This window comes from Pseudomonas sp. D(2018), from assembly GCF_005502555.1.
GTDB lineage: Bacteria > Pseudomonadota > Gammaproteobacteria > Pseudomonadales > Pseudomonadaceae > Metapseudomonas > Metapseudomonas resinovorans.
The window spans coordinates 1-19,449 of sequence record NZ_SCOK01000011.1; the positions used below are offsets into that span (position 1 = coordinate 1).

The 19,449-nt window shown below is 63.4% G+C and carries 22 protein-coding genes; 20 read left to right on the plus strand and 2 right to left on the minus strand.

Features of this window, described 5'->3' with window-relative positions; all coding sequences use genetic code 11:
* A partial coding sequence (locus FFS60_RS29420) for a twin-arginine translocation signal domain-containing protein (protein ID WP_137821847.1) occupies positions 1–149 on the minus strand: 149 nt, incomplete at its 3' end.
* A gap of 367 nt (positions 150–516) precedes the next feature.
* On the opposite strand from FFS60_RS29420, the gene FFS60_RS09710 reads away from it, so the two are divergent.
* The 4 genes from FFS60_RS09710 (at position 517) to FFS60_RS09725 (ending at position 3,872) form a co-directional block, all read left to right on the plus strand.
* Positions 517–960: a hypothetical protein gene (locus tag FFS60_RS09710; protein ID WP_137821848.1), complete on the plus strand. Its 444-nt coding sequence runs from the start codon at positions 517–519 to the stop codon at positions 958–960.
* A gap of 398 nt (positions 961–1,358) precedes the next feature.
* Positions 1,359–2,738 (plus strand): aldehyde dehydrogenase family protein, encoded by a 1,380-nt coding sequence (locus FFS60_RS09715; RefSeq protein WP_137821849.1) that lies wholly within the window; start codon positions 1,359–1,361, stop codon positions 2,736–2,738.
* A 453-nt stretch (positions 2,739–3,191) separates the two neighbouring features.
* A complete protein-coding gene (locus tag FFS60_RS09720; protein WP_137821850.1) occupies positions 3,192–3,452 on the plus strand; it encodes a hypothetical protein in 261 nt (86 codons plus the stop codon).
* A 96-nt stretch (positions 3,453–3,548) separates the two neighbouring features.
* Positions 3,549–3,872 (plus strand): hypothetical protein, encoded by a 324-nt coding sequence (locus tag FFS60_RS09725; RefSeq protein ID WP_137821851.1) that lies wholly within the window; start codon positions 3,549–3,551, stop codon positions 3,870–3,872.
* Here the strand turns inward: FFS60_RS09725 and FFS60_RS09730 are convergent, their stop codons facing one another.
* Entirely contained in the window at positions 3,873–4,442 is a 570-nt protein-coding gene (locus FFS60_RS09730) for a MarR family winged helix-turn-helix transcriptional regulator (protein WP_028627949.1), read from the minus strand. It abuts the gene before it with no gap.
* A 106-nt stretch (positions 4,443–4,548) separates the two neighbouring features.
* On the opposite strand from FFS60_RS09730, the gene FFS60_RS09735 reads away from it, so the two are divergent.
* From FFS60_RS09735 to FFS60_RS09810, 16 genes are all read left to right on the plus strand, one after another.
* The gene (locus tag FFS60_RS09735; RefSeq protein ID WP_028627948.1) at positions 4,549–4,779 is read left to right on the plus strand and encodes a thioredoxin family protein; all 231 of its coding nucleotides are present in this window, start codon (positions 4,549–4,551) and stop codon (positions 4,777–4,779) included.
* A gap of 13 nt (positions 4,780–4,792) precedes the next feature.
* Positions 4,793–5,047 carry a DUF2024 family protein gene (locus FFS60_RS09740; protein WP_137821852.1) on the plus strand — a complete coding sequence of 85 codons (255 nt, stop codon included), beginning with the start codon at positions 4,793–4,795 and terminating at the stop codon, positions 5,045–5,047.
* Positions 5,048–5,058: 11 nt separating this feature from the next.
* Positions 5,059–5,331, plus strand: coding sequence for a Rho-binding antiterminator (locus tag FFS60_RS09745; RefSeq protein WP_028627946.1), 273 nt, complete (start codon positions 5,059–5,061; stop codon positions 5,329–5,331).
* Between the two features lie 93 nt (positions 5,332–5,424).
* Entirely contained in the window at positions 5,425–6,354 is a 930-nt protein-coding gene (pcaQ, locus tag FFS60_RS09750) for a pca operon transcription factor PcaQ (protein WP_028627945.1), read from the plus strand.
* A 152-nt stretch (positions 6,355–6,506) separates the two neighbouring features.
* Entirely contained in the window at positions 6,507–7,226 is a 720-nt protein-coding gene (gene pcaH / locus FFS60_RS09755) for a protocatechuate 3,4-dioxygenase subunit beta (RefSeq protein WP_137821853.1), read from the plus strand.
* A 12-nt stretch (positions 7,227–7,238) separates the two neighbouring features.
* A complete protein-coding gene (gene pcaG / locus FFS60_RS09760; protein WP_028627943.1) occupies positions 7,239–7,844 on the plus strand; it encodes a protocatechuate 3,4-dioxygenase subunit alpha in 606 nt (201 codons plus the stop codon).
* Positions 7,834–8,925 (plus strand): cell division protein ZapE, encoded by a 1,092-nt coding sequence (gene zapE / locus FFS60_RS09765; protein ID WP_256658059.1) that lies wholly within the window; start codon positions 7,834–7,836, stop codon positions 8,923–8,925. Before pcaG ends, zapE begins: the two co-directional genes overlap by 11 nt.
* Before the next feature lie 17 nt (positions 8,926–8,942).
* Positions 8,943–9,872, plus strand: coding sequence for an AEC family transporter (locus tag FFS60_RS09770; RefSeq protein WP_137821855.1), 930 nt, complete (start codon positions 8,943–8,945; stop codon positions 9,870–9,872).
* Between the two features lie 901 nt (positions 9,873–10,773).
* The gene (locus FFS60_RS09775; protein ID WP_028627940.1) at positions 10,774–11,406 is read left to right on the plus strand and encodes a malonic semialdehyde reductase; all 633 of its coding nucleotides are present in this window, start codon (positions 10,774–10,776) and stop codon (positions 11,404–11,406) included.
* A gap of 336 nt (positions 11,407–11,742) precedes the next feature.
* Positions 11,743–12,585, plus strand: a complete 843-nt coding sequence (locus FFS60_RS09780; protein ID WP_028627939.1) for an IclR family transcriptional regulator C-terminal domain-containing protein — start codon at positions 11,743–11,745, stop codon at positions 12,583–12,585.
* A gap of 366 nt (positions 12,586–12,951) precedes the next feature.
* Positions 12,952–14,301 carry an MFS transporter gene (locus FFS60_RS09785; RefSeq protein ID WP_028627938.1) on the plus strand — a complete coding sequence of 450 codons (1,350 nt, stop codon included), beginning with the start codon at positions 12,952–12,954 and terminating at the stop codon, positions 14,299–14,301.
* Between the two features lie 142 nt (positions 14,302–14,443).
* On the plus strand, positions 14,444–15,403 hold the full coding sequence (locus FFS60_RS09790; protein ID WP_137821856.1) for an AraC family transcriptional regulator: 960 nt from the start codon (positions 14,444–14,446) through the stop codon (positions 15,401–15,403).
* Between the two features lie 191 nt (positions 15,404–15,594).
* Entirely contained in the window at positions 15,595–16,953 is a 1,359-nt protein-coding gene (gene benA, locus FFS60_RS09795; RefSeq protein ID WP_028627936.1) for a benzoate 1,2-dioxygenase large subunit, read from the plus strand.
* Positions 16,950–17,438, plus strand: a complete 489-nt coding sequence (gene benB / locus FFS60_RS09800) for a benzoate 1,2-dioxygenase small subunit (RefSeq protein WP_028627935.1) — start codon at positions 16,950–16,952, stop codon at positions 17,436–17,438. The genes benA and benB overlap by 4 nt, the downstream gene beginning before the upstream one ends.
* A gap of 10 nt (positions 17,439–17,448) precedes the next feature.
* Positions 17,449–18,462: a benzoate 1,2-dioxygenase electron transfer component BenC gene (benC, locus tag FFS60_RS09805; protein WP_137821857.1), complete on the plus strand. Its 1,014-nt coding sequence runs from the start codon at positions 17,449–17,451 to the stop codon at positions 18,460–18,462.
* Positions 18,463–18,606: 144 nt separating this feature from the next.
* Positions 18,607–19,383, plus strand: a complete 777-nt coding sequence (locus FFS60_RS09810; RefSeq protein WP_137821858.1) for a 1,6-dihydroxycyclohexa-2,4-diene-1-carboxylate dehydrogenase — start codon at positions 18,607–18,609, stop codon at positions 19,381–19,383.
* Positions 19,384–19,449: the final 66 nt, after the last annotated feature.

Consider the following 19,449-nt stretch of genomic DNA (forward strand, 5'->3'; position numbering starts at 1 on the left):
ACCGGAAGGTTATCCTCGTCATCGTCGTCCTTGCCCAGGCTGGCCAGTGGGCGCCCTATCAAGGGGGCAGCTGCAGCTGCCGTGGCGAGCTTGAGAAACGTCCTGCGGGAACCACCGGACGCAGGATGGATGGGGTAGGGCCTGTTCATGGGACGCCTCCTCCCCCAAGTGATTCTTGTTATGCAGGGCACGGGCGACACAGGTGTAACTCCATGCCGTCATGGAGTGTTGGGCTGCTCGTCAAACTATCGTCAGCTTGCGAATGATATCACTCTGAGATTGCAGGGAGTCAAAAGGCTGACGGTCGGCCGGGAACCGCTCATGGATCGGGCCCTCGGTGCGCTTCGTCGCGTCTCTGGCCCTCCTGTCAAAGGCGCCATTGCGGCGCCTTGACTCCTGTTCCCAGGTCGCAAAACTGAGGCGGCAGGGCCAGAAAAAACAACCGATACGCCAACACACAGCCCTGAATCATCACTCTGGCAACAATGACAATTGCTTCGGCTAGGGGAGGCAGTCATGTGTCATACAGTTGAGGTCAGTGGGCTTTACACCGCCGAAGGGAGCCGGCAACTCATCAATTATCCCGACGCCGATGCTGCGTTGCCGATTCACGACCCACTGCGTGGCGTGGTGTGGATTCCCTGGGGACGTCGCAGTCAGGAGCACGGCGAGCTGCCGGTCACGGGTTGTCTGTTGGGGGATGGTTCGCTGCCCGAAGGCTGGGATCGATTCAGTCCGGCCACGGTGCTGGCGCGGGTGGCGCGTTTCATGGAAATAACCCACGAAGGCGAGCCATGCTGGTTCGAGGTGGAGGACGGCAAGTCGCTGCAATGCGTACTGCTGCGTCATGGCCACGAGCAGCGGGTGTATGTGGTCACCACCGAAACGCCTAACGAACAGCACCGCAGCTGGCCGTTGACGCGCGGGCACGGGGGAAGAGGCCGGTTGCATCCGGCGTGAACTGTGGCGGCGAATTCATTCGCTATGTCTGCGTTAGCTGTTGCGAGAGATTTACCATTGGGCCAAGAGCCTTGTAGGCGCTGGCTTGCCAGCGAAACGGGGCCATTCGCTGGCAAGCCAGCTCCTACGGGTAATGCAGCTGCCTGCAACACGCAATGCAGAAATAGCCAGTTCATTCGCAAAGGGCGGTGCAGCTTCCCGCTTGGAGGCTTGCAGGCAGACCTTCGGCCTGCTCAGTGATTGCCCTCGTGCAGCAAGCTAGAGGCGTCCCGGCGCCGTTCTGTTTTAGTGAACAATTTCTTCTCGATTATTCGTTTTACGTGAATCGGTCGCTGCCTTACTTTCGCCGCAAGACTGATCGCGAGCCCTGACCGGCTCTCACGTACAACGAGGACAGCATGACTACGCCTGCCGCCATCTCCCGTAACCCCGCCACTGGCGAAGAAATTGCCCGCTATCCCTACCAGGATGCCGCCGCCCTGGAGGCCAGCCTGGCGTCCGCCGAGCGTGGCTTTGCGGTCTGGAGCCAGTACAGCGTCGAAGCGCGCGGCGCGGTCCTGCTGCGTATGGCCAAGGCCCTGCGCGACAACGCCGAGTCCATGGCACGGATGACCACCACTGAAATGGGCATGCCGATCAGCCAGTCCCGTGGCGAGATCGAGAAGTGCGCCAAGCTCTGCGAGTGGTACGCCGAGCACGGCCCGGCCATGGTCGCCGACGAGCCGACCCTGGTGGAGGACGACAAGGCCGTGGTTGCCTACATGCCCCTGGGCCCGGTGCTGGCGGTGATGCCCTGGAACTTCCCGATGTGGCAGGTGATGCGCGGCGCGGTGCCGATCATCTTCGGCGGCAACGGCTATGTGCTCAAGCATGCACCCAACGTCATGGGCTGTGCCCGCTTGCTCGGGGCTGCCTGGGCCGAAGCCGGCCTGCCGGAAGGCGTGTTCGAAGTGATCAACGTCGAGCCGCCGCTGGTATCGGTCGCCATTGCCGATCCGCGTATCGCCATGGTCGCGGTGACCGGCAGTGTCGGCGCGGGTGCCGCCATCGCCTCCCAGGCTGGCGCGGCACTGAAGAAGTGCGTACTGGAGCTGGGCGGTTCCGATCCCTTCATCGTCCTGGCCGACGCTGACCTGGACCAGGCGGTAAAAGCCGCTGTCACCAGCCGCTTCAACAATGCCGGCCAGGTCTGCATCGCGGCCAAGCGCATCATCCTCGAAGCGCCCATCGCCGAAGCCTTTACCGAGCGTTTCGTGGCAGCCGTCGAGGCACTGCAGATCGGCGATCCGCAGGCCGACTCCACCTTTGTCGGCCCCATGGCGCGCTTCGACCTGCGCGACGAGCTGGACGGCCAGGTGCAGGCCACGCTGGCCGAAGGCGCGACCCTGTTGCTGGGCGGCCACAAACTGGAAGGTACGGGCAACTACTACGCGCCCACCGTCCTGGCGGATGTGACACCGGACATGACCGCCTTTCGCAAGGAAATCTTCGGCCCGGTGGCGTCGCTGATCGTTGCGCGTGACGCCGAGCATGCAGTTGAACTGGCCAACGACAGTGAGTTCGGCCTGGGTGGCGCGCTCTGGACGACAGATGCTGCCAAGGCGCAGAAGCTGGCTCGTCGCATCGTCAGCGGTGCCGTGTTCATCAACGGCTTCACCGCCTCCGACCCGCGTGTGCCGATTGGTGGCGTGAAGAAGAGCGGCTACGGTCGCGAATTGTCCCACTTCGGCCTGCGCGAATTCCTCAATGTGCAGACCATCTGGCGCGATCGCGGCTGATCGACCGGGACGGATGAAGAAAGGGGCTGACTTGTTCAGCCCCTTTTTCATTTCTGAGAAAGGAACCCAGGGTGCTGCTCGTGTAGGGGCGAAATCATTGGCTATGTCTGCATTGCGTGTTGCAAGCAGCTGCATTGCCCGTAGGAGCTGGCTTGCCAGCGAATGGCCCCGTTTCGCTGGCAAGCCAGCTCCTACAAGGCTCTCGGCGCGCTGGTAAATCTCTCGCAACTGCTAACGCAGAGCCAATTCATTCGCCCCCAAATAGCCAATTCGCGCGAATCCGGGAGGCCAATCGCGTGACCCTTGGTCAGGTGAAACGTCCCGGTCAGGTCGCTGTGCTATATCCGGAAGTGAGCAAGGCATGGCACGTGCCAACCTCAAGTTGAGCTTTCCCGCCACGCCCGCGAGGCCTGCCGACCCCGTGGCCCCGGGCCTTCAACGGAGGTAGACCCCATGAGTACCCTGCAATGCGTTCATCGCAACCACACCATCGTCGCCGACGTTTTCCAGCACCCGGGCATTCCCACGCCCTGGGCTGCCGGTTGTCACATCATCGCGCCTGACGGGCAGAGCACCCGGCGCATCGCCTTGCCGGTGAAGTATTCCTTCCTCGCGGACCTGGACAAGGCACAGCAGGCTTCCATCGCCCATGGCAAGTGGCTGGTGGATCAGTACCTGGACCAGGGGCGCGAGCTCTTCCCGAAGGTCGCCTGAAACGCCTGGGGCAGGGAGGCCCCTTGTCTGACGCCATTGCGCCCCCATCTCTGAGGGGCGCAATGCCTGCGCGGACGACTTGCAAGGAGCAACGCCATGACCGATTACAGCCATGACCCCGACCTGGTCGGCGTCAACAGCCGCATCCTCGCGGACGGCGAGCATCTGCCCGCGGTGACCTTAAAGGACGGTAGCCGGGTGCAGACTGGTACCGTGGCTGCCATGTTGCAGAACGTGGCGCGGTACAACCAGGGTGAGCGGGGCGAGGTCGAGCGGGAGTTGGAGCTGGCCGTACCGACGCTGGTGAAGGTGGGCCTGTTCGAGCTTTTCAGTCCGCAGGAATGGGCCGCCGGAGATAACCCCGGTCGCCGTTTCGTCGGCCTCAAGGCGCAGGACTATCTCGGCAGCCGGAAGGCCTGATCAGGCCGCATCCTCACAAGGCTGGTGCTCGCGGCAAATCAGTTCGATGGACGAGCGGCTCAGGGGTTCCCGGGTCAGCCCGCAGAAGGGTTCCCCATCCCGCTGCTGGTGGAAGCGGCAGGTCTTGCACAGACCGAAGCCCGGTACGTCCACCTGACGCTGGACGGTTCGCAACAGTTCTCCCAGCAACGCCTCCAACGCCGCAGCGTTCGGCCCCATCTCAGCCAGGGCCTGGGCCAGAAATGCAGGCGGCGTCACCGTTGCCAGCAGCTCCCGCGCCGCAGGCGTCAGGTCCAGGTGCACGCTGCGCTTGTCCTGCAAGTCCTGGCGTTTCTCGATCAGCCCCTTGGCTTCCAGCGCTTTCAAGGATTGCGACACCGTGCCCTTGGTCAGCCCCAGGTAGTCGGTGACGGCCAGCGGCGTGTCCGAGTAGTGGTTGCAACGCGCCAGGTATTCCAGCGCACTGAGTTGCACGGGCTGCAGGTCCGCCAGCAGCGGGTGCTCGCGGTGCCAGATACGCATCAGGCTGGTCAGTCGTTCGAACAGATCGAATAGGGTCGTCATGTTCACCTCCGTCGATAAATAGTATCGAGTAAAAACTATATTGACAAAGGGGTGTTCGCAGGTAATCTGGATAACGTATCGATTCGATACCAAATTAACAAGGAGACCGAAAATGACTACCGCTCGCTACTACCACGCCGGCTGCCCGGTTTGCGTATCCGCTGAACAGACCCTGCTCAATCTGCTTGCCCCTGAGGTGAAGGTGGAAGTGGTGCACCTGGGCGAGGTCCCCGCACGTGTCGCCGAGGCAGAAGCCGCCGGTGTGCAGTCGGTACCCGCCCTGGTCGTGGACGGCCAGGTGCTGCACATCAACTTCGGCGCCGCCATCGCCGACCTGAAGTGAGGAGGGCGTCGACATGCAGGTGAAAGTCTTCGATACCCATGTTCGTACCCGCGATGGCCGCTACCTGCACTTCGACGTGCTCACCAGCGGCGGCGACAAGCTCCAGGCCAGCCAGTACGCCAGTGAATGGCTGGCCGGCCAGGGCGTGCACGACGCCGACATCGCCGCCAGCGAATGCCTGTTCTGCCACAGCGAGATCGCCAATCCGCAGGTGGCCGAGGTCATCGGCCGGCAGGGCTATTCCATCATCCCGCTGCAAGGCTGCTGAGGAGGTCAACCATGTACCAGCCTCTGGATTGCGACCTGCACGACCTGCTGGAAATCGCCTGCCTCTATCGCTACCTCCTGCGGGTGGAACTGGTGGATGGCGGCGGATTCGAGGCCAGGGCGCTGACTACCCACACCAGCGCGGAGAAGGAAGAGTTCTTCGTGCTGGAGGTGGAGGATGGTCCCTGTTCCGTGCGCATGGATCGCCTGCTGGCTATCACTCCGCTGGAAGCGGGCGCACGTTTCGGCCGTGTGGAACTGGCCGGGAAGGTGTGCGCGGTCTGAGATCCCCGTGCGCTATGCGCATCGGCCATGGCCCAGCAGCCCGTCCTTGCGCTAGCCTTCGCAGCAAGACGTCAAAGGACCGGGACCCCACCGTTGAACATCGATACCCGCATCAAGTTCCGCCATCTGCTGTGCTTCCTCGAAGTGGCCCGCCAGGGCAGTCTGGCCCGTGCGGCGGACCAGCTTGCGGTGAGCCAGCCGGCCATCTCCAAGACCCTCAAGGAGCTTGAAGAAGTCCTTGAGGCCAGCCTGTTCGACCGCAGCAAAAGCGGCGCCAGCCTGACCGAGGCGGGGCTGGCTTTCATGCGTTACGCCGGGCCCTGCGTGCAGGCCCTGCGTGACGGGGTGAACAGCCTGCGCGAAGGCGAGTACGCCGCCGGCACAGTTCGCCTTGGCGTCCTGTCCACCGTCGAAGGGCTATTGGTTCCCGAGGTGGTGAAGCGTTTGCACCAGAGTCATCCCTCTCTGGTGGTCAGCGTGCTCACGGGGCCGGGCGCCTATCTGCTGTCGCAGTTACGTGTGGGCGAACTGGATCTGGTGGTCGGTCGCATGACCGACAGCCCCGAGATCCACGGCCTGACCTTCGAACACCTGTACAGCGAATCCATGACCCTGGTGGTCAGGGCCGGTCACCCATTGCTGGAAGAAGGTGCTGACCGCCGCTCGCTGGACGGCTTCCCCCTGGTGCTGCCGCTCGCTGGCACCACCATCCGCAAGCACGCCGATGGCTTCTTCGTGCAGAGCGGCATCAGTCCGCCGCGCCAGCGTCTGGAAACCCTGTCTCTGGCCCTGAGCCGGCGTTACGTGCAGAGCGGCGATGCGGTGTGGATCGCCCCGTTGGACGCCGTGCGCCTGGATCTGGCAAGCGGCGAACTGGTGGAATTGGACCTGGGGTTCAAGGAACCCGGCGGCTCGGTGGGGATCTGCAGCAATGCGTCCTTGCCCCTCTCGCTGGCCGCGCAGTGGGCGGTGGAAACCTTGCGTGAGGCGGCTCGGGACTATCGTGAAGGGCGCCTAGCATAACCATTTGGTTATGGATGAAGGGCAGGATTTCAATTTTCCGCTGGCCTCTACTGGATGAAACTGCGCTCCACGGCCTGCAGCATCACCGAGCGCAGTAGTTTTCGCACAACCTGCATGGGCCGCCCGACAAATCCAAAAAAGAGGAAACCGTGATGTCCGATGCGGAAAACAGCCGTTTCGTCATTCGTGACCGAAACTGGCACCCGAAAGCCTTCACGCCCGATTACAAGACGTCCGTTGCCCGCTCCCCGCGCCAGGCGCTGGTGAGTATCCCGCAGTCCGTTTCCGAGACCAGCGGCCCGGACTTCTCCCACCTGAAGATGGGCCAGCACGACAACGACCTGCTGCTCAACTTCAACAACGGCGGGCTGCCCATCGGTGAGCGCATCATCGTTTCCGGCCGGGTTGTCGACCAATATGGCAAGCCGGTACCGCATACCCTGGTGGAAATGTGGCAAGCCAACGCCGGCGGCCGCTACCGCCACAAGAACGACCGCTACCTGGCTCCCCTGGACCCGAACTTCGGCGGCGTCGGCCGTGCCCTGACCGACAGCGACGGTTATTACTACTTCCGCACCATCAAACCGGGTCCGTACCCCTGGCGTAACGGCCCCAACGACTGGCGCCCGGCACACATCCACTTCTCCGTCAGCGGGCCGTCCATCTCCACCCGCCTGATCACCCAGCTGTATTTCGAAGGCGACCCGATGATCCCGATGTGCCCCATCGTCAAGAGCATCGCCAACCCCGATGCGGTGCAGACGCTGATCGCCAGGCTCGACATGAGCAACGCCATTCCCATGGATTGCCTGGCCTATCGCTTCGACATCGTCCTGCGCGGCCAGCGCAAAACCCACTTCGAGAACCGCTGAGGAGACGCCCGCATGCCTATCGAACTGCTGCCGGAAACCCCCTCGCAGACCGCCGGCCCCTACGTACACATCGGCCTGGCCCTGGAAGCGGCCGGCAACCCGACCCGCGACCAGGAAATCTGGAGCCAGATGGCCAAGGCAGATGCCCCCGGCCAGCACATCCTGTTGCTGGGCAACGTCTACGACGGCAACGGCCACCTGGTGCGGGACTCCTTCCTGGAGTTCTGGCAGGCCAACCATGAAGGCGTCTACGACAGCGCCTTCGACCTGGAGAAGCCGTTCAACTGCTTCGGCCGCACTGCCACCACCTTCGACGCCGGCGAGTGGACCTTGCACACGGTCAAGCCGGGCGTGGTGAAGAACGCTGCCGGCGTGCCCATGGCACCGCACATCAACGTGTCGCTGTTTGCCCGCGGCATCAACATCCACCTGCAGACCCGTCTCTATTTCGATGACGAGTCCGCCGCCAACGCCGCCGATCCGGTGCTCAACCTGATCGAGCAGCCGCAACGCCGCGAAACGCTGGTGGCGCGCCGCTGCGAGGTGGATGGCAAGCTGGCCTATCGCTTTGACATCCGCATCCAGGGAGAAGGGGAAACGGTGTTCTTTGACTTCTAGGGAGCCCGTATTCGATGGGCAGGCCGAAGCCGTCGGCCGGCGCATCGAACGGCACTTCGAAGCACTGCTGGAGGCCCGGGGCTACCGGGCCGACGCAGCGCAACGCACAGCCATTGGCCACCTCGGCCAATGGCTGGAGTCGTTTCTGGCTGGCAAAAAGTCCTGGCTGAGGCGCCCTTCCGCCGGGCTCTACCTCTGGGGCGGAGTAGGGCGCGGCAAGAGCTTCGTGATGGATGCCTTTTTCAGCGCCGCGCCGCTGTCCGCCAAGCGCCGCGTGCACTTCCATGCCTTCCTCCAGGAATTGCAGGAACGCATGCGCAACTTCGCCGGGCAGCCCGATCCGCTGGTCCTCGCTGCCAGGGCGCTGGCGGCGGAGACTCGACTGCTCTGTTTCGATGAATTCCACGTCCATGACATCGGCGACGCCGTGCTGCTCGGGCGCCTGCTCAAGGTGCTGGTAGATGAGGGCGTCGGCATGGTCTGCACGTCCAACTATGACCCGGATGGCCTTTGTCCGAACCCGCTGTATCGCGAACGATTCAAGCCGGCGATCGCGCTGATCGAAAAGCGCTTCGACGTGCTCAACCTCGATGGCGGGGAGGATTACCGCCTGCGACGCGGGGAGTTCGAGTCCTGGGGTTCCTATGGCTGGCCTTCGTCGGCCTTTGAAGAGGGCTGGATTGAACGCCAGTTGGGGCTGACCTCAGCCGCCGAGCGTGATGCAGTCATTTCCGTCAACCACCACCCCTTGCGCCTGCGGGCGGTAGAGGGGGAGTGCGCCTGGCTGGATTTCGACGAACTGTGCCGCCGGCCCCATTCCAGTGCCGACTTTCTCTGGTTGAGCCGACGCTTCCGCCATCTCGCCATCAGCACCGCGCCTTGCCTGGGTGAAGAAGCCATCGACGTGCAGCAGCGCTTCGTCAACCTGATCGATATCGCCTACGACGCCGGTACGCGCCTGCTACTGGTCAGCGAGTCCAGCCTGGACGACCTCTGTCGGGGCAAACCCCATATGGACTTCTCCCGCACGCGCAGCCGGTTGCAACAGCTCAAACCGGTCCGGCCGCGCGAGGATCACTGACTACTGAAGAGCCCTGAATGCTCCAGATTCTTGGTATCACCGCTCCCATTTTCATCCTTATCGGCATTGGCTACCTGTCGGCTCGTGGCCGGCTGGTCAGCGCGGAGCAGGTGTTGGGCATGGGCAAGTTCGTCATCAGCTTCGCATTGCCGGCCCTGGTGATCCGCGCGCTGCTGGAAAAGCCCCTGGAGGACGTGTTCGACGCCACCTACCTGCTGGCCTACGGCATCGGTTCCCAGGCGGTGTTCTGGGGCGGATTCCTGTTCGCGCGTCTGGTACGCAAGGACAGCCTGAGCGGCAGTGCCCTGAGTGGCCTGGGCATGTCGGTGTCCAACAGCGGATTCATCGGCTACCCCATCGTCGCCATGGTGCTCGGCTCACCGGCTGCTGTCGCCCTGGCGCTGGGCATGCTGGTGGAAAACCTGCTGATGATTCCCCTGGCACTGGCTATCGCCGAGTTGGGACGGCAGAACGGTGGCGGACTGCGCGCAGCCCTGCTGGATACCTTCATGCGCCTGCTGTGTAACCCGGTGATCATCTCCATCAGCATCGGCCTCGCGCTGGCCCTATTTGGCGTGCGTTTGCCGAGTGTGCCGGCCAAGGTGATAGAGATGCTGGCGATGGCCTCGGCGCCGGTGGCACTCTTCGTGATCGGTGCCAGCCTGAACGGCCTCAGAGCCGGCGGCCTGGTGAAGGACGTGGCCCAACTCAGTATCGGCAAGCTGCTGCTTCACCCGCTGGCGGTCATGCTCAGCTTCCAGTTGCTACCCCCGGTCGACCCGGTGTTGCGGGTCGCGGGTGTGCTCTTCGCGTGTTCGCCGATGATGAGCATCTACCCGATCCTCGGCCAGCGCTTTGGCCTCGAAGGTCGCTGCGCCGCCGCGCTGGTGGTATGCACCGTGCTGGCTTTCGTCACCATCAGCGGCTTCATCGGTGTGTTGACTTGAGGCAACGATTACAGCGTGCCGCCTTACCGTAGGGGCGATTTCAATCGCTATGTCTGTGTTCATCGGGCGAAGAGCCTTGTAGGAGCTGGCTTGCCAGCGAAACGGGGTCATTCGCTGGCAAGCCAGCTCCTACGGGCAATGCAGCTGCTTGCAACACGTTATACAGACAGAGACTTTTCAATCGCCAAGCAGGCCGCAGGTCTGCCCTTGGGATCTCCTGGGGGCGGCTTCGCCACCCTTGGCGAATGAATTGGCTATGTCTGCGTTAAGTGTTGCTAGACCGTCCGGAGCCAAGCTGATTGCCGAGTTCTACGGATGTTTCTGGTTTCGCCTTCCCAGGCGAGTCCCTTTCTCAAACGCCAGAAAGGAACCAAAGGGCTTGCCCCTGCATCCGGGTCCGGCTTCGCCGGACTGCCCTCCCTCCATCGTTGTTACTCGCTTCGCTCGCCCTTCGGGCCGCACTGAAGTGCGTTCGCTGCAAGCAGCGTCCGGGGGGCCGGCGAGAGGGGCCATCCATGGCCCCACACGCCTCTCGCGGCATCCATGCCGCTCGTCCCCCTGCACAACGATTCCGCTCGGCCTCCTGAAGGGGCGCAGTCGCCGCCCCACCTCGTCAGCCCGGTTTCAGGCCCATGTGGGCTTCAGGATGGTTTGTACCTCGCCGGCGCGAGTCACCCCTCTACCTCTGGGAGAGGGGCTGGGGCGGGCCGCGTTCGGATGAGGGTTTTGTCAGGCTGGCGCGGAAGCCTAAAAGGCCTGCGCTAGAGCGCTTCTCTCAACGTCGCAACAGCTAACGCAGACATAGCCAATGAATTCGCCCCCACAAGTGGTGCTCGGCACTGACTATCCTCACTAGGTCTTCCGCACACGCGTGCGGTCACCCTGATCAGAGGAGGCGGCGATGAGCAAGCAACTGAGCGAGGAAGGCCTGGACCTGCTGTTTCGCCAGGCACGGACCTACAGTGCCTGGCAGGACAAACCCGTGAGCGACGACATCCTGCGTCAGCTCTACGACCTGATGAAATGGGGTCCCACCAGCGCAAACTGCTGCCCGGCGCGCATCCTCTTCCTGCGTACGCCCGAGGCCAAACGCCGCCTGCTGCCGGCCCTGGCGCCGGGCAATGTGGACAAGACCATGGCGGCGCCGGTTACCGCCATCATTGCCTATGACCTGAAGTTCTACGAGCAACTGCCCAAGCTCTTCCCGCACACCGATGCACGTGCCTGGTTCGCCGATACACCGGAGCTGGCGGGGCTTACCGCGCGGCGCAACAGCTCGCTGCAAGGGGCCTATTTCATCATCGCGGCCCGGGCCCTCGGGCTGGACTGCGGGCCCATGTCGGGATTCGACAATGCCATGGTGGACCATGAGTTCTTTCCGGCGGATGGCCACGCCAACGCCTTCCAGCTGGAGCACTTCCCGGATAGCCAGGTGAAATCGAGTTTCCTCTGCAACCTGGGTTATGGCGATCCATCGAAACTGCACGCCCGTGCGCCGCGCCTGGATTTCGACGAGGCGTGCAAGCTGCTGTAGGGAATGGGGCCGAGGAATTGTGGGGGCGATTTCAATCGCTGGGCAGAACACAGGTCTGCCCTTCGGAATTGAAGGGATAGCTGTGCTGTCCTTGGCGAATGAATTCGCCCCCACATGGCACGCCGGGGTGGTGACGTTTGCCGCGGTGGGGGGGATTGCGGCTGCGCCTCTTGAGCGGAGCCGTTGCCGGGCGCCGAGGTACCTGATCAAACCGGGGCGCCGGTTGGCGGTGGCAAAAGTAAGAGCCGAAGGCATTCGGGTCAATTGCGATTATCGAACTTTGGTTCGATAATCGGCCGGACTTGCCCTGACCGCGATCCACCAAGGACAACAAGAATGACTGAAGAACTGCGCGCCCCGCTGCCTCCCCTGGCCCCGCCGATCATCGCCTCGCCGGCCAAGCGGATCGAAGCCTTCACCGGTGACCCCAACTTCATGACCTCGCTGGCCCGCGGCCTGGCGGTGATCCATGCGTTCCAGGAGCGCAAGCGTCACCTGACCATCGCCCAGATCAGCCACCGCACCGAGATTCCCCGTGCTGCCGTGCGCCGCTGCCTGCACACCCTGATGAAGCTGGGCTATGTCACCACCGACGGGCGCACCTACTCGCTGCTGCCCAAGGTGCTGACCCTGGGCCACGCCTACCTGTCCTCGACGCCGCTGGCGGTCACCGCCCAGCCGATCCTCGACCGCCTCAGCGACCAACTCCACGAAGCCTGCTCCATGGCCACCCTGGAAGGCGAGGAGATCCTCTACATCGCTCGCTCCGCAACGCCCAACCGGCTGATCTCGGTGGACCTCAGCGTTGGCAGCCGCCTGCCGGCCTATTGCACCTCCATGGGCCGGATTCTCCTGGCAGCGCTGGACGATGCCGCGCTGGACGACTACCTCGAACATGCCGACCTGCAGGTGAAGACCAGCCGCACTGTGCACACCGTCGATGGCCTGCGCGCCAGCATCGCGGAAATCCGCCGCCAGGGCTGGGTGATCATCGACCAGGAGCTGGAGATGGGCCTGCGCTCGGTGGCGGTACCGGTCCGTGATTCCGCCGGCCAGGTGCTGGCCGCGTTGAACGTCGGCACCCATGTCGGCCGCGTCAGCCGCCAGGAGCTGGAAACCCGCTACCTGCCTGCGCTGCTGGAGGCGAGCAAGGAACTGAGCACGCGGTTGTTTCATTGAACCGACCGGCGAACTCGACTGTAGGGGCGATTTCAATCGCCAAGGGCTGCGAAGCGGCCCCATGTTCCGAGGGCAGACCTTCGGCCTGCTTGGCGACTGAATTCGCCCCTGCGAGAGCATCGTCCTGCAAAGCGTTCGACTATCGAACGCTTTGCCGATTATCGAATTGAACCGCCCGGCGACTCTTCGTAAGGTCTGCACAGCCGCGCCACCAGCCAGCGCGGCCGATAACAACAATGAGAGTTCGTTCCGGTGAAGGCCTGTACTGCCGGACACACCCTCATTCCTGTCCAGTCCGAGTCTTCCCCGTCAGAGGCCGCATAGAACGGCCCGCATGCGGTGGAGGGCCATCGCAGGAATCCTTGCATGACCAGCCCAGCCCATTTGCCCGCCACGGGCACCCTCGACGTTCAATCCTTCATCAACGCCCAGCCGCTATCCGCCTATCAATGGCGCGTTGTGCTGTTGTGTTTCCTCATCGTTTTCCTCGACGGCCTGGATACCGCCGCCATGGGCTTCATCGCCCCGGCGCTGACCCAGGACTGGGGCATCGACCGCGCCAGCCTCGGCCCGGTGATGAGCGCCGCGCTGATCGGCATGGTGTTCGGTGCCCTCGGCTCCGGTCCCATGGCCGACCGTTTCGGTCGCAAGGTGGTGTTGGTGACGGCGGTATTCCTGTTCGGGCTGTTCAGCCTGATTTCCGCCTTCAGCGCCAACCTCGAACAACTGCTGATCCTTCGTTTCCTGACTGGCCTGGGCCTGGGCGCTGCCATGCCCAACGCCACCACGCTGCTCTCGGAGTACACCCCGGAACGCCTCAAGTCGCTGCTGGTGACCAGCATGTTCTGCGGCTTCAACCTCGGCATGGCGTCCGGCGGCTTCGTGTCCGCCTCGATGATCCCGGCCTACGGCTGGCAAAGCCTGCTGCTGCTCGGCGGGATCCTGCCGCTGATCCTGGCCGTGGTGCTGTTGCTCTGGCTGCCCGAATCGGCGCGTTTCCTCGTGGTGCGCAACAAGGGCGATGAAAAGGTCCGCAAGGCGCTCGCGCCCATCGCGCCCGGTGAGGTAGCCGTGGCTCGGGGCTTCAGCGTGCCGGAACAGAAGACCGTGCAGAGCCGCAACGTCTTCAAGGTGATCTTCTCCGGTACCTACAGCGCCGGAACCCTGCTGCTCTGGCTCACCTATTTCATGGGACTGGTGATCGTCTACCTGCTCACCAGCTGGCTGCCCACCCTGATGCGCGACAGTGGCGCCAGCATGGAACAGGCCGCCTTCATCGGTGCGCTGTTCCAGTTCGGTGGTGTACTCAGCGCCGTGGGCGTGGGCTGGGCCATGGACCGCTTCAACCCGCACAAGGTCATTGGCGTGTTCTACCTGATGGCCGGCGTCTTCGCTTATTTCGTCGGCCAGAGCCTCGGTGAAGTGACCCTGCTGGCAACCTTGGTCCTGCTGGCCGGCATGTGTGTCAACGGCGCGCAATCGGCCATGCCGTCCCTGGCGGCGCGCTTCTACCCGACCCAGGGCCGCGCAACGGGCGTTTCCTGGATGCTCGGCATCGGCCGCTTCGGCGCCATCCTCGGTGCCTGGATCGGCGCGACCCTGCTGGGCCTGGGCTGGAACTTCGAGCAAGTGCTGACGGCATTGGTCGTGCCTGCCGCCATTGCCACGGCCGCCGTGGTAATCAAGGGACTTGTCAGCCACGCCGACGCGACCTGATTCCGCCGGCGCATTCGTAACCGTTTATCTCCACTTGAGGCGTGTAGGAAAAGGCTCACATAGAATCGCGGTATCGGTCCGCGGGTGCTTACCAGCGATGGCATGACGCCCGCGGCATATAACAACGACAAGAGTGCCTGGTATGGATAGTCGCCTGCTGAGTGAGCGCAGTAGGGTGTTCGAGCGTGCGGACCCCTACGCAGTGTCCGGATATGTGAACCAGCACGTCGGTTCGCACTGCATTCGGTTGCCCGCCGCCGGCCACCCCGAAGCCAGCCTCAACCACCGCAAGTTCGCCAACCTCGACCTCTGCCGCATCAGCTACGGCGGCGCCGTCCGCGTCACCTCGCCCGCGCTGGAAACCATCTACCACCTGCAGATTCTCCTCAGCGGACACTGCCTCTGGCGCGGCCACAAGCAGGAGCACTACCTGGCTCCCGGCGAGCTGCTGCTGATCAATCCCGACGACCCGGTTGACCTGACCTACTCGGACGACTGCGAAAAGTTCATCCTGAAAATGCCGACCACGCTGCTCGAATCCATCTGTGACGAGCAGCGCTGGCACCGGCCCAGCGCCGGTGTGCGCTTCCTGCAGAACAACTACCGGCTCGACGAGCTGGAGGGGTTCGTCAACCTGCTGGCGATCGTCTGCCAGGAAGCCGAGGCCAGTGACGTGCTGCCGCGGGTGCAGGAGCATTACGCGCAGATCGTTGCGAGCAAGATGCTCAGCCTGATGAAGACCAACGTCAGCCGCGAGAGCCTGGGCTGCCAGGAAGCTTCGTTCGATCGCATCCTGGTCTACATCGAGCACAACCTGAAGCAGGACATCAGCAGCGAATTCCTCGCCCGCCAGGCCAGCATGAGCCTGCGCTCCCTCTACGCGCTGTTCGAGCGCCATCTGGGCACCACGCCCAAGCACTACATCCGCCAGAAGAAGCTGGAGCGCATCCGCGCCTGCCTGGCCGACCCGAGCTGCAACGTGCGTAACGTCACCGAGCTGGCCCTGGACTACGGCTTCCTGCACCTGGGGCGCTTCTCCGAGAGCTACAAGAGCCAGTTCGGCGAACTGCCTTCGGACACCCTGAAACGCCGCGGGTTGTAACGCCAATCCCTCGTTCTCTGACTGTAGGGGCGAATGCATTCGCCCCTACAACCGTTGCCCCTATCCGGTTTTGCTGACAACCACCACCGCTTTGCACAAAACGGATAGCGATCTGCAAAAAGCGGATATTGCCGATTTCTCCGCATCCCTAACCTGACCTGGCCTGAACAATAACAACGGAGGCCCTGGCCATGTCCCTGGGATTCGATTTTCTGCATTCCCTGCTTGAGGAAGACAAGGAGAAGGGCATCTACCGCTGCAAGCGGGAGATGTTCACTGACCCGCGTCTGTTCGATCTGGAGATGAAACACATCTTCGAAGGCAACTGGCTGTATCTCGCCCACGAGAGCCAGATTCCCGAGAAGAACGACTACCTCACCCTGACCATGGGGCGCCAGCCGATCTTCATCGCGCGCAACAAGGACGGTGAGCTCAACGCCTTCCTCAATGCCTGCAGCCATCGCGGCGCGCAGCTCTGCCGGCACAAGAGCGGAAACCGCTCCTCCTATACCTGTCCCTTCCACGGCTGGACCTTCAACAACTCCGGCAAACTGCTGAAGGTGAAGGACCCGGCTGAAGCCGGCTACCCGTCCAGCTTCAACTGCGAAGGCTCCCATGACCTGACGAAAGTGGCTCGCTTCGAGTCCTATCGCGGCTTCCTCTTCGGTAGCCTGAATGCCGACGTGAAGCCCCTGGTCGAGCACCTGGGCGAGTCCGCCAAGATCATCGACATGATCGTCGACCAGTCCCCTGAGGGCCTGGAAGTCCTGCGCGGATCGAGCAGCTATATCTACGAGGGCAACTGGAAGCTGACCGCCGAAAACGGCGCCGACGGCTACCACGTGAGCTCCGTGCACTGGAACTACGCCGCCACCCAGAACCAGCGCAAGCAGCGCGAGGCCGGCGAAGAGATCAAGACCATGAGCGCCGGCAGCTGGGCCAAGAACGGCGGCGGCTTCTACTCCTTCGATCACGGTCACCTGCTGCTCTGGACCCGCTGGGCCAACCCGGAAGACCGCCCGCTCTACGAGCGCCGCGATGAACTGGCCCAGGACTTCGGCAAGGCCCGCGCCGACTGGATGATCGAGAACTCGCGCAACCTCTGCCTGTACCCGAACGTCTACCTGATGGACCAGTTCAGCTCGCAGATCCGTATCGCCCGGCCGATCTCCGTCAACCAGACCGAAATCACCATCTACTGCATCGCGCCCAAGGGCGAGAGTGCAGAGGCGCGTGCCAAGCGCATCCGCCAGTACGAAGACTTCTTCAACGTCAGCGGCATGGCCACCCCGGATGACCTGGAAGAGTTCCGCTCCTGCCAGCTGGGCTACCAGGGCAACCGTGGCTGGAACGACATGTCCCGCGGCGCCGAGCACTGGGTCGAAGGCGCTGACGCCGCCGCCCAGGAAATCGACCTGCATCCGCTGCTCTCCGGCGTACGCACCGAGGACGAAGGCCTGTTCGTGCTGCAACACAAGTACTGGCAGGAAACCATGCTTAAGGCCGCCGCGGCCGAGCAGCAACTGATCCCCGTGGAGGCCGTGCAATGAGCATCTCTTACGACGCCGTGCGCGACTTCCTCTACCGCGAAGCGCGCTACCTCGACGACAAGGACTGGGACAACTGGCTGGAGCTGTACGCCGCCGACGCGACCTTCTGGATGCCGTCCTGGGACGACCGCGACGAGCTGACCGAAGATCCGCAGACCGAAATCTCGCTGATCTGGTACGGCAACCGTGGCGGCCTGGAAGACCGCGTCTTCCGCATCAAGACCGACCGTTCCAGCGCGACCATGCCGGACACCCGCACCTCCCACAACATCAGCAACATCGAGATCCTCGACGTGGCTGACGGGCAGTGCCAGGTGCGCTTCAACTGGCACACCCTGAGCTACCGCTACAAGACCGTGGACAGCTACTTCGGCACCAGCTTCTACACCCTCGACGTGCGCGGCGAGAGCCCGCAGATCAAGGCGAAGAAGGTGGTCCTGAAAAACGATTACGTGCGTCAAGTCATCGACGTCTACCACATCTAGGGTGCCTGCCATGTCCCATAAAATTGCACTGACTTTCGAAGACGGCGTCACCCGTTTCATCGACGCCACCCCCAGCGAAACCGTGGCCGATGCGGCCTATCGCCAGGGCATCAACATCCCGCTGGACTGCCGTGACGGCGCCTGCGGCACCTGCAAGTGCTTCGCCGAAGCCGGCCGCTACGACATGGGCCAGGACTACATCGAAGACGCACTGAGCGAAGACGAAGCCGCCCAGGGCTACGTGCTCACCTGCCAGATGCGCGCCGAGAGCGATTGCGTGGTGCGCGTGCCGGCGTCCTCCGACATCTGCAAGACCCAGCAGGCCAGCTTCGAGGCGAGCATCAGCGCGGTTCGCCAGCTGTCCGACAGCACCATCGCGCTGTCCATCAAGGGTGAGTCCCTGAGCAAGCTGGCCTTCCTACCGGGCCAGTACGTGAACCTCAAGGTGCCGGGCAGCGAGCAGACCCGTGCCTATTCCTTCAGCTCCCTGCAGAAGGACGGCGAAGTCAGCTTCCTGATCCGCAACGTACCGGGCGGCCTGATGAGCAGCTTCCTCACCGGCCTGGCCAAGGCCGGCGACAGCCTGTCCCTGGCCGGGCCCCTGGGCAGCTTCTACCTGCGGGATATCCGCCGTCCGCTGCTGCTGCTGGCTGGCGGTACGGGCCTGGCGCCCTTCACCGCCATGCTGGAAAAGATCGCGGAAGAGGGCAGCGAGCACCCGCTGCACCTGATCTACGGCGTGACCCACGACTTTGATCTGGTGGAAATGGACAAGCTGGAGGCCTTCGCCGCACGCATCCCCAACTTCACCTTCAGCGCTTGCGTGGCTAGCCCGGACAGCAGCTACCCGCAGAAGGGCTACGTGACCCAGCACATCGCGCCCAAGCACCTCAACGATGGCGACGTCGATGTCTACCTGTGCGGCCCGCCGCCCATGGTCGAGGCGGTCAGCCAGTACATCCGCGAGCAGGGCATTGCGCCTGCGAACTTCTACTACGAGAAGTTCGCCGCCAGCGCTGCCTGACCACGATGTGCCCCTGTAGGAGCGAGCTTGCTCGCTCCTACAGGGATGCCAAGTGCGTAGATCCGTAGCCCGGATGAAATCCGGGGACAGCGGCTCGCGGGACTCCCGGATTGCATCCGGGCTACGAACTGAAAGGGCATTGCCATGAACAAGAGATTCCAGGACAAGGTCGCGCTGGTCACCGGCGCAGCGCAGGGCATCGGTCGCCGCGTTGTCGAGCGGCTGGTGGAGGAGGGGGCACGGGTGGTTGCCGTGGATCGCTCCGAGCTGGTGTTCGAACTGCTGGACGAGCTGGGGCCCGGCGTCGACGTACTCGCCCTGACCGCCGACCTCGAACAATTCGCCGAATGCCATCGCGTGGCTGCTTGCGCGGTAGAACGCTTCGGCCGGCTGGACATCCTCATCAACAATGTGGGCGGGACCATCTGGGCCAAGCCCTACGAGCATTACCAGCAGCACGAGATCGAGGCTGAAGTGCGTCGCTCGCTGTTCCCGACACTCTGGTGCTGCCACGCTGCGCTGCCCTACATGCTGGAGCAGGGCGCGGGTGCCATCGTCAACGTGTCCTCCATCGCCACCCGTGGCGTGAACCGCGTGCCCTACGGCGCGGCGAAAGGTGGGGTGAATGCGCTGACCGCCTGCCTGGCCTTCGAGAACGCCGAACGCGGCATTCGCGTCAACGCCACCGCGCCAGGCGGTACCGAAGCGCCGCCGCGCCGCATTCCGCGCAACAGCGCCGAGCAGAGCGCGCAGGAGAAAGTCTGGTACCAGCAGATCGTCGACCAGACGGTCGACAGCAGCCTGATGAAACGCTACGGCACCATCGACGAACAGGCCGGCGCGATCCTCTTCCTGGCCTCCGACGATGCCTCCTACATCACCGGTGTGACCTTGCCGGTGGGTGGAGGTGACTTGGGCTAAGAACACCGTGGTGATGGGTTGATAGCGAGGAATGACCGTCCGGGCACCGTCACGCGCCCGTCCCTG

Excerpts from the sequence above, each read along its gene's own strand:
- FFS60_RS09710 (WP_137821848.1), top strand. The coding sequence starts at position 517 with ATGTGTCATACAGTTGAGGTCAGTGGGCTTTACACCGCCGAAGGGAGC.
- FFS60_RS09715 (WP_137821849.1), top strand. The coding sequence starts at position 1,359 with ATGACTACGCCTGCCGCCATCTCCCGTAACCCCGCCACTGGCGAAGAA.
- FFS60_RS09720 (WP_137821850.1), top strand. The coding sequence starts at position 3,192 with ATGAGTACCCTGCAATGCGTTCATCGCAACCACACCATCGTCGCCGAC.
- FFS60_RS09725 (WP_137821851.1), top strand. The coding sequence starts at position 3,549 with ATGACCGATTACAGCCATGACCCCGACCTGGTCGGCGTCAACAGCCGC.
- FFS60_RS09735 (WP_028627948.1), top strand. The coding sequence starts at position 4,549 with ATGACTACCGCTCGCTACTACCACGCCGGCTGCCCGGTTTGCGTATCC.
- FFS60_RS09740 (WP_137821852.1), top strand. The coding sequence starts at position 4,793 with ATGCAGGTGAAAGTCTTCGATACCCATGTTCGTACCCGCGATGGCCGC.
- FFS60_RS09745 (WP_028627946.1), top strand. The coding sequence starts at position 5,059 with ATGTACCAGCCTCTGGATTGCGACCTGCACGACCTGCTGGAAATCGCC.
- pcaH (WP_137821853.1), top strand. The coding sequence starts at position 6,507 with ATGTCCGATGCGGAAAACAGCCGTTTCGTCATTCGTGACCGAAACTGG.
- pcaG (WP_028627943.1), top strand. The coding sequence starts at position 7,239 with ATGCCTATCGAACTGCTGCCGGAAACCCCCTCGCAGACCGCCGGCCCC.
- FFS60_RS09770 (WP_137821855.1), top strand. The coding sequence starts at position 8,943 with ATGCTCCAGATTCTTGGTATCACCGCTCCCATTTTCATCCTTATCGGC.
- FFS60_RS09775 (WP_028627940.1), top strand. The coding sequence starts at position 10,774 with ATGAGCAAGCAACTGAGCGAGGAAGGCCTGGACCTGCTGTTTCGCCAG.
- FFS60_RS09780 (WP_028627939.1), top strand. The coding sequence starts at position 11,743 with ATGACTGAAGAACTGCGCGCCCCGCTGCCTCCCCTGGCCCCGCCGATC.
- FFS60_RS09785 (WP_028627938.1), top strand. The coding sequence starts at position 12,952 with ATGACCAGCCCAGCCCATTTGCCCGCCACGGGCACCCTCGACGTTCAA.
- FFS60_RS09790 (WP_137821856.1), top strand. The coding sequence starts at position 14,444 with ATGGATAGTCGCCTGCTGAGTGAGCGCAGTAGGGTGTTCGAGCGTGCG.
- benA (WP_028627936.1), top strand. The coding sequence starts at position 15,595 with ATGTCCCTGGGATTCGATTTTCTGCATTCCCTGCTTGAGGAAGACAAG.
- benB (WP_028627935.1), top strand. The coding sequence starts at position 16,950 with ATGAGCATCTCTTACGACGCCGTGCGCGACTTCCTCTACCGCGAAGCG.
- benC (WP_137821857.1), top strand. The coding sequence starts at position 17,449 with ATGTCCCATAAAATTGCACTGACTTTCGAAGACGGCGTCACCCGTTTC.
- FFS60_RS09810 (WP_137821858.1), top strand. The coding sequence starts at position 18,607 with ATGAACAAGAGATTCCAGGACAAGGTCGCGCTGGTCACCGGCGCAGCG.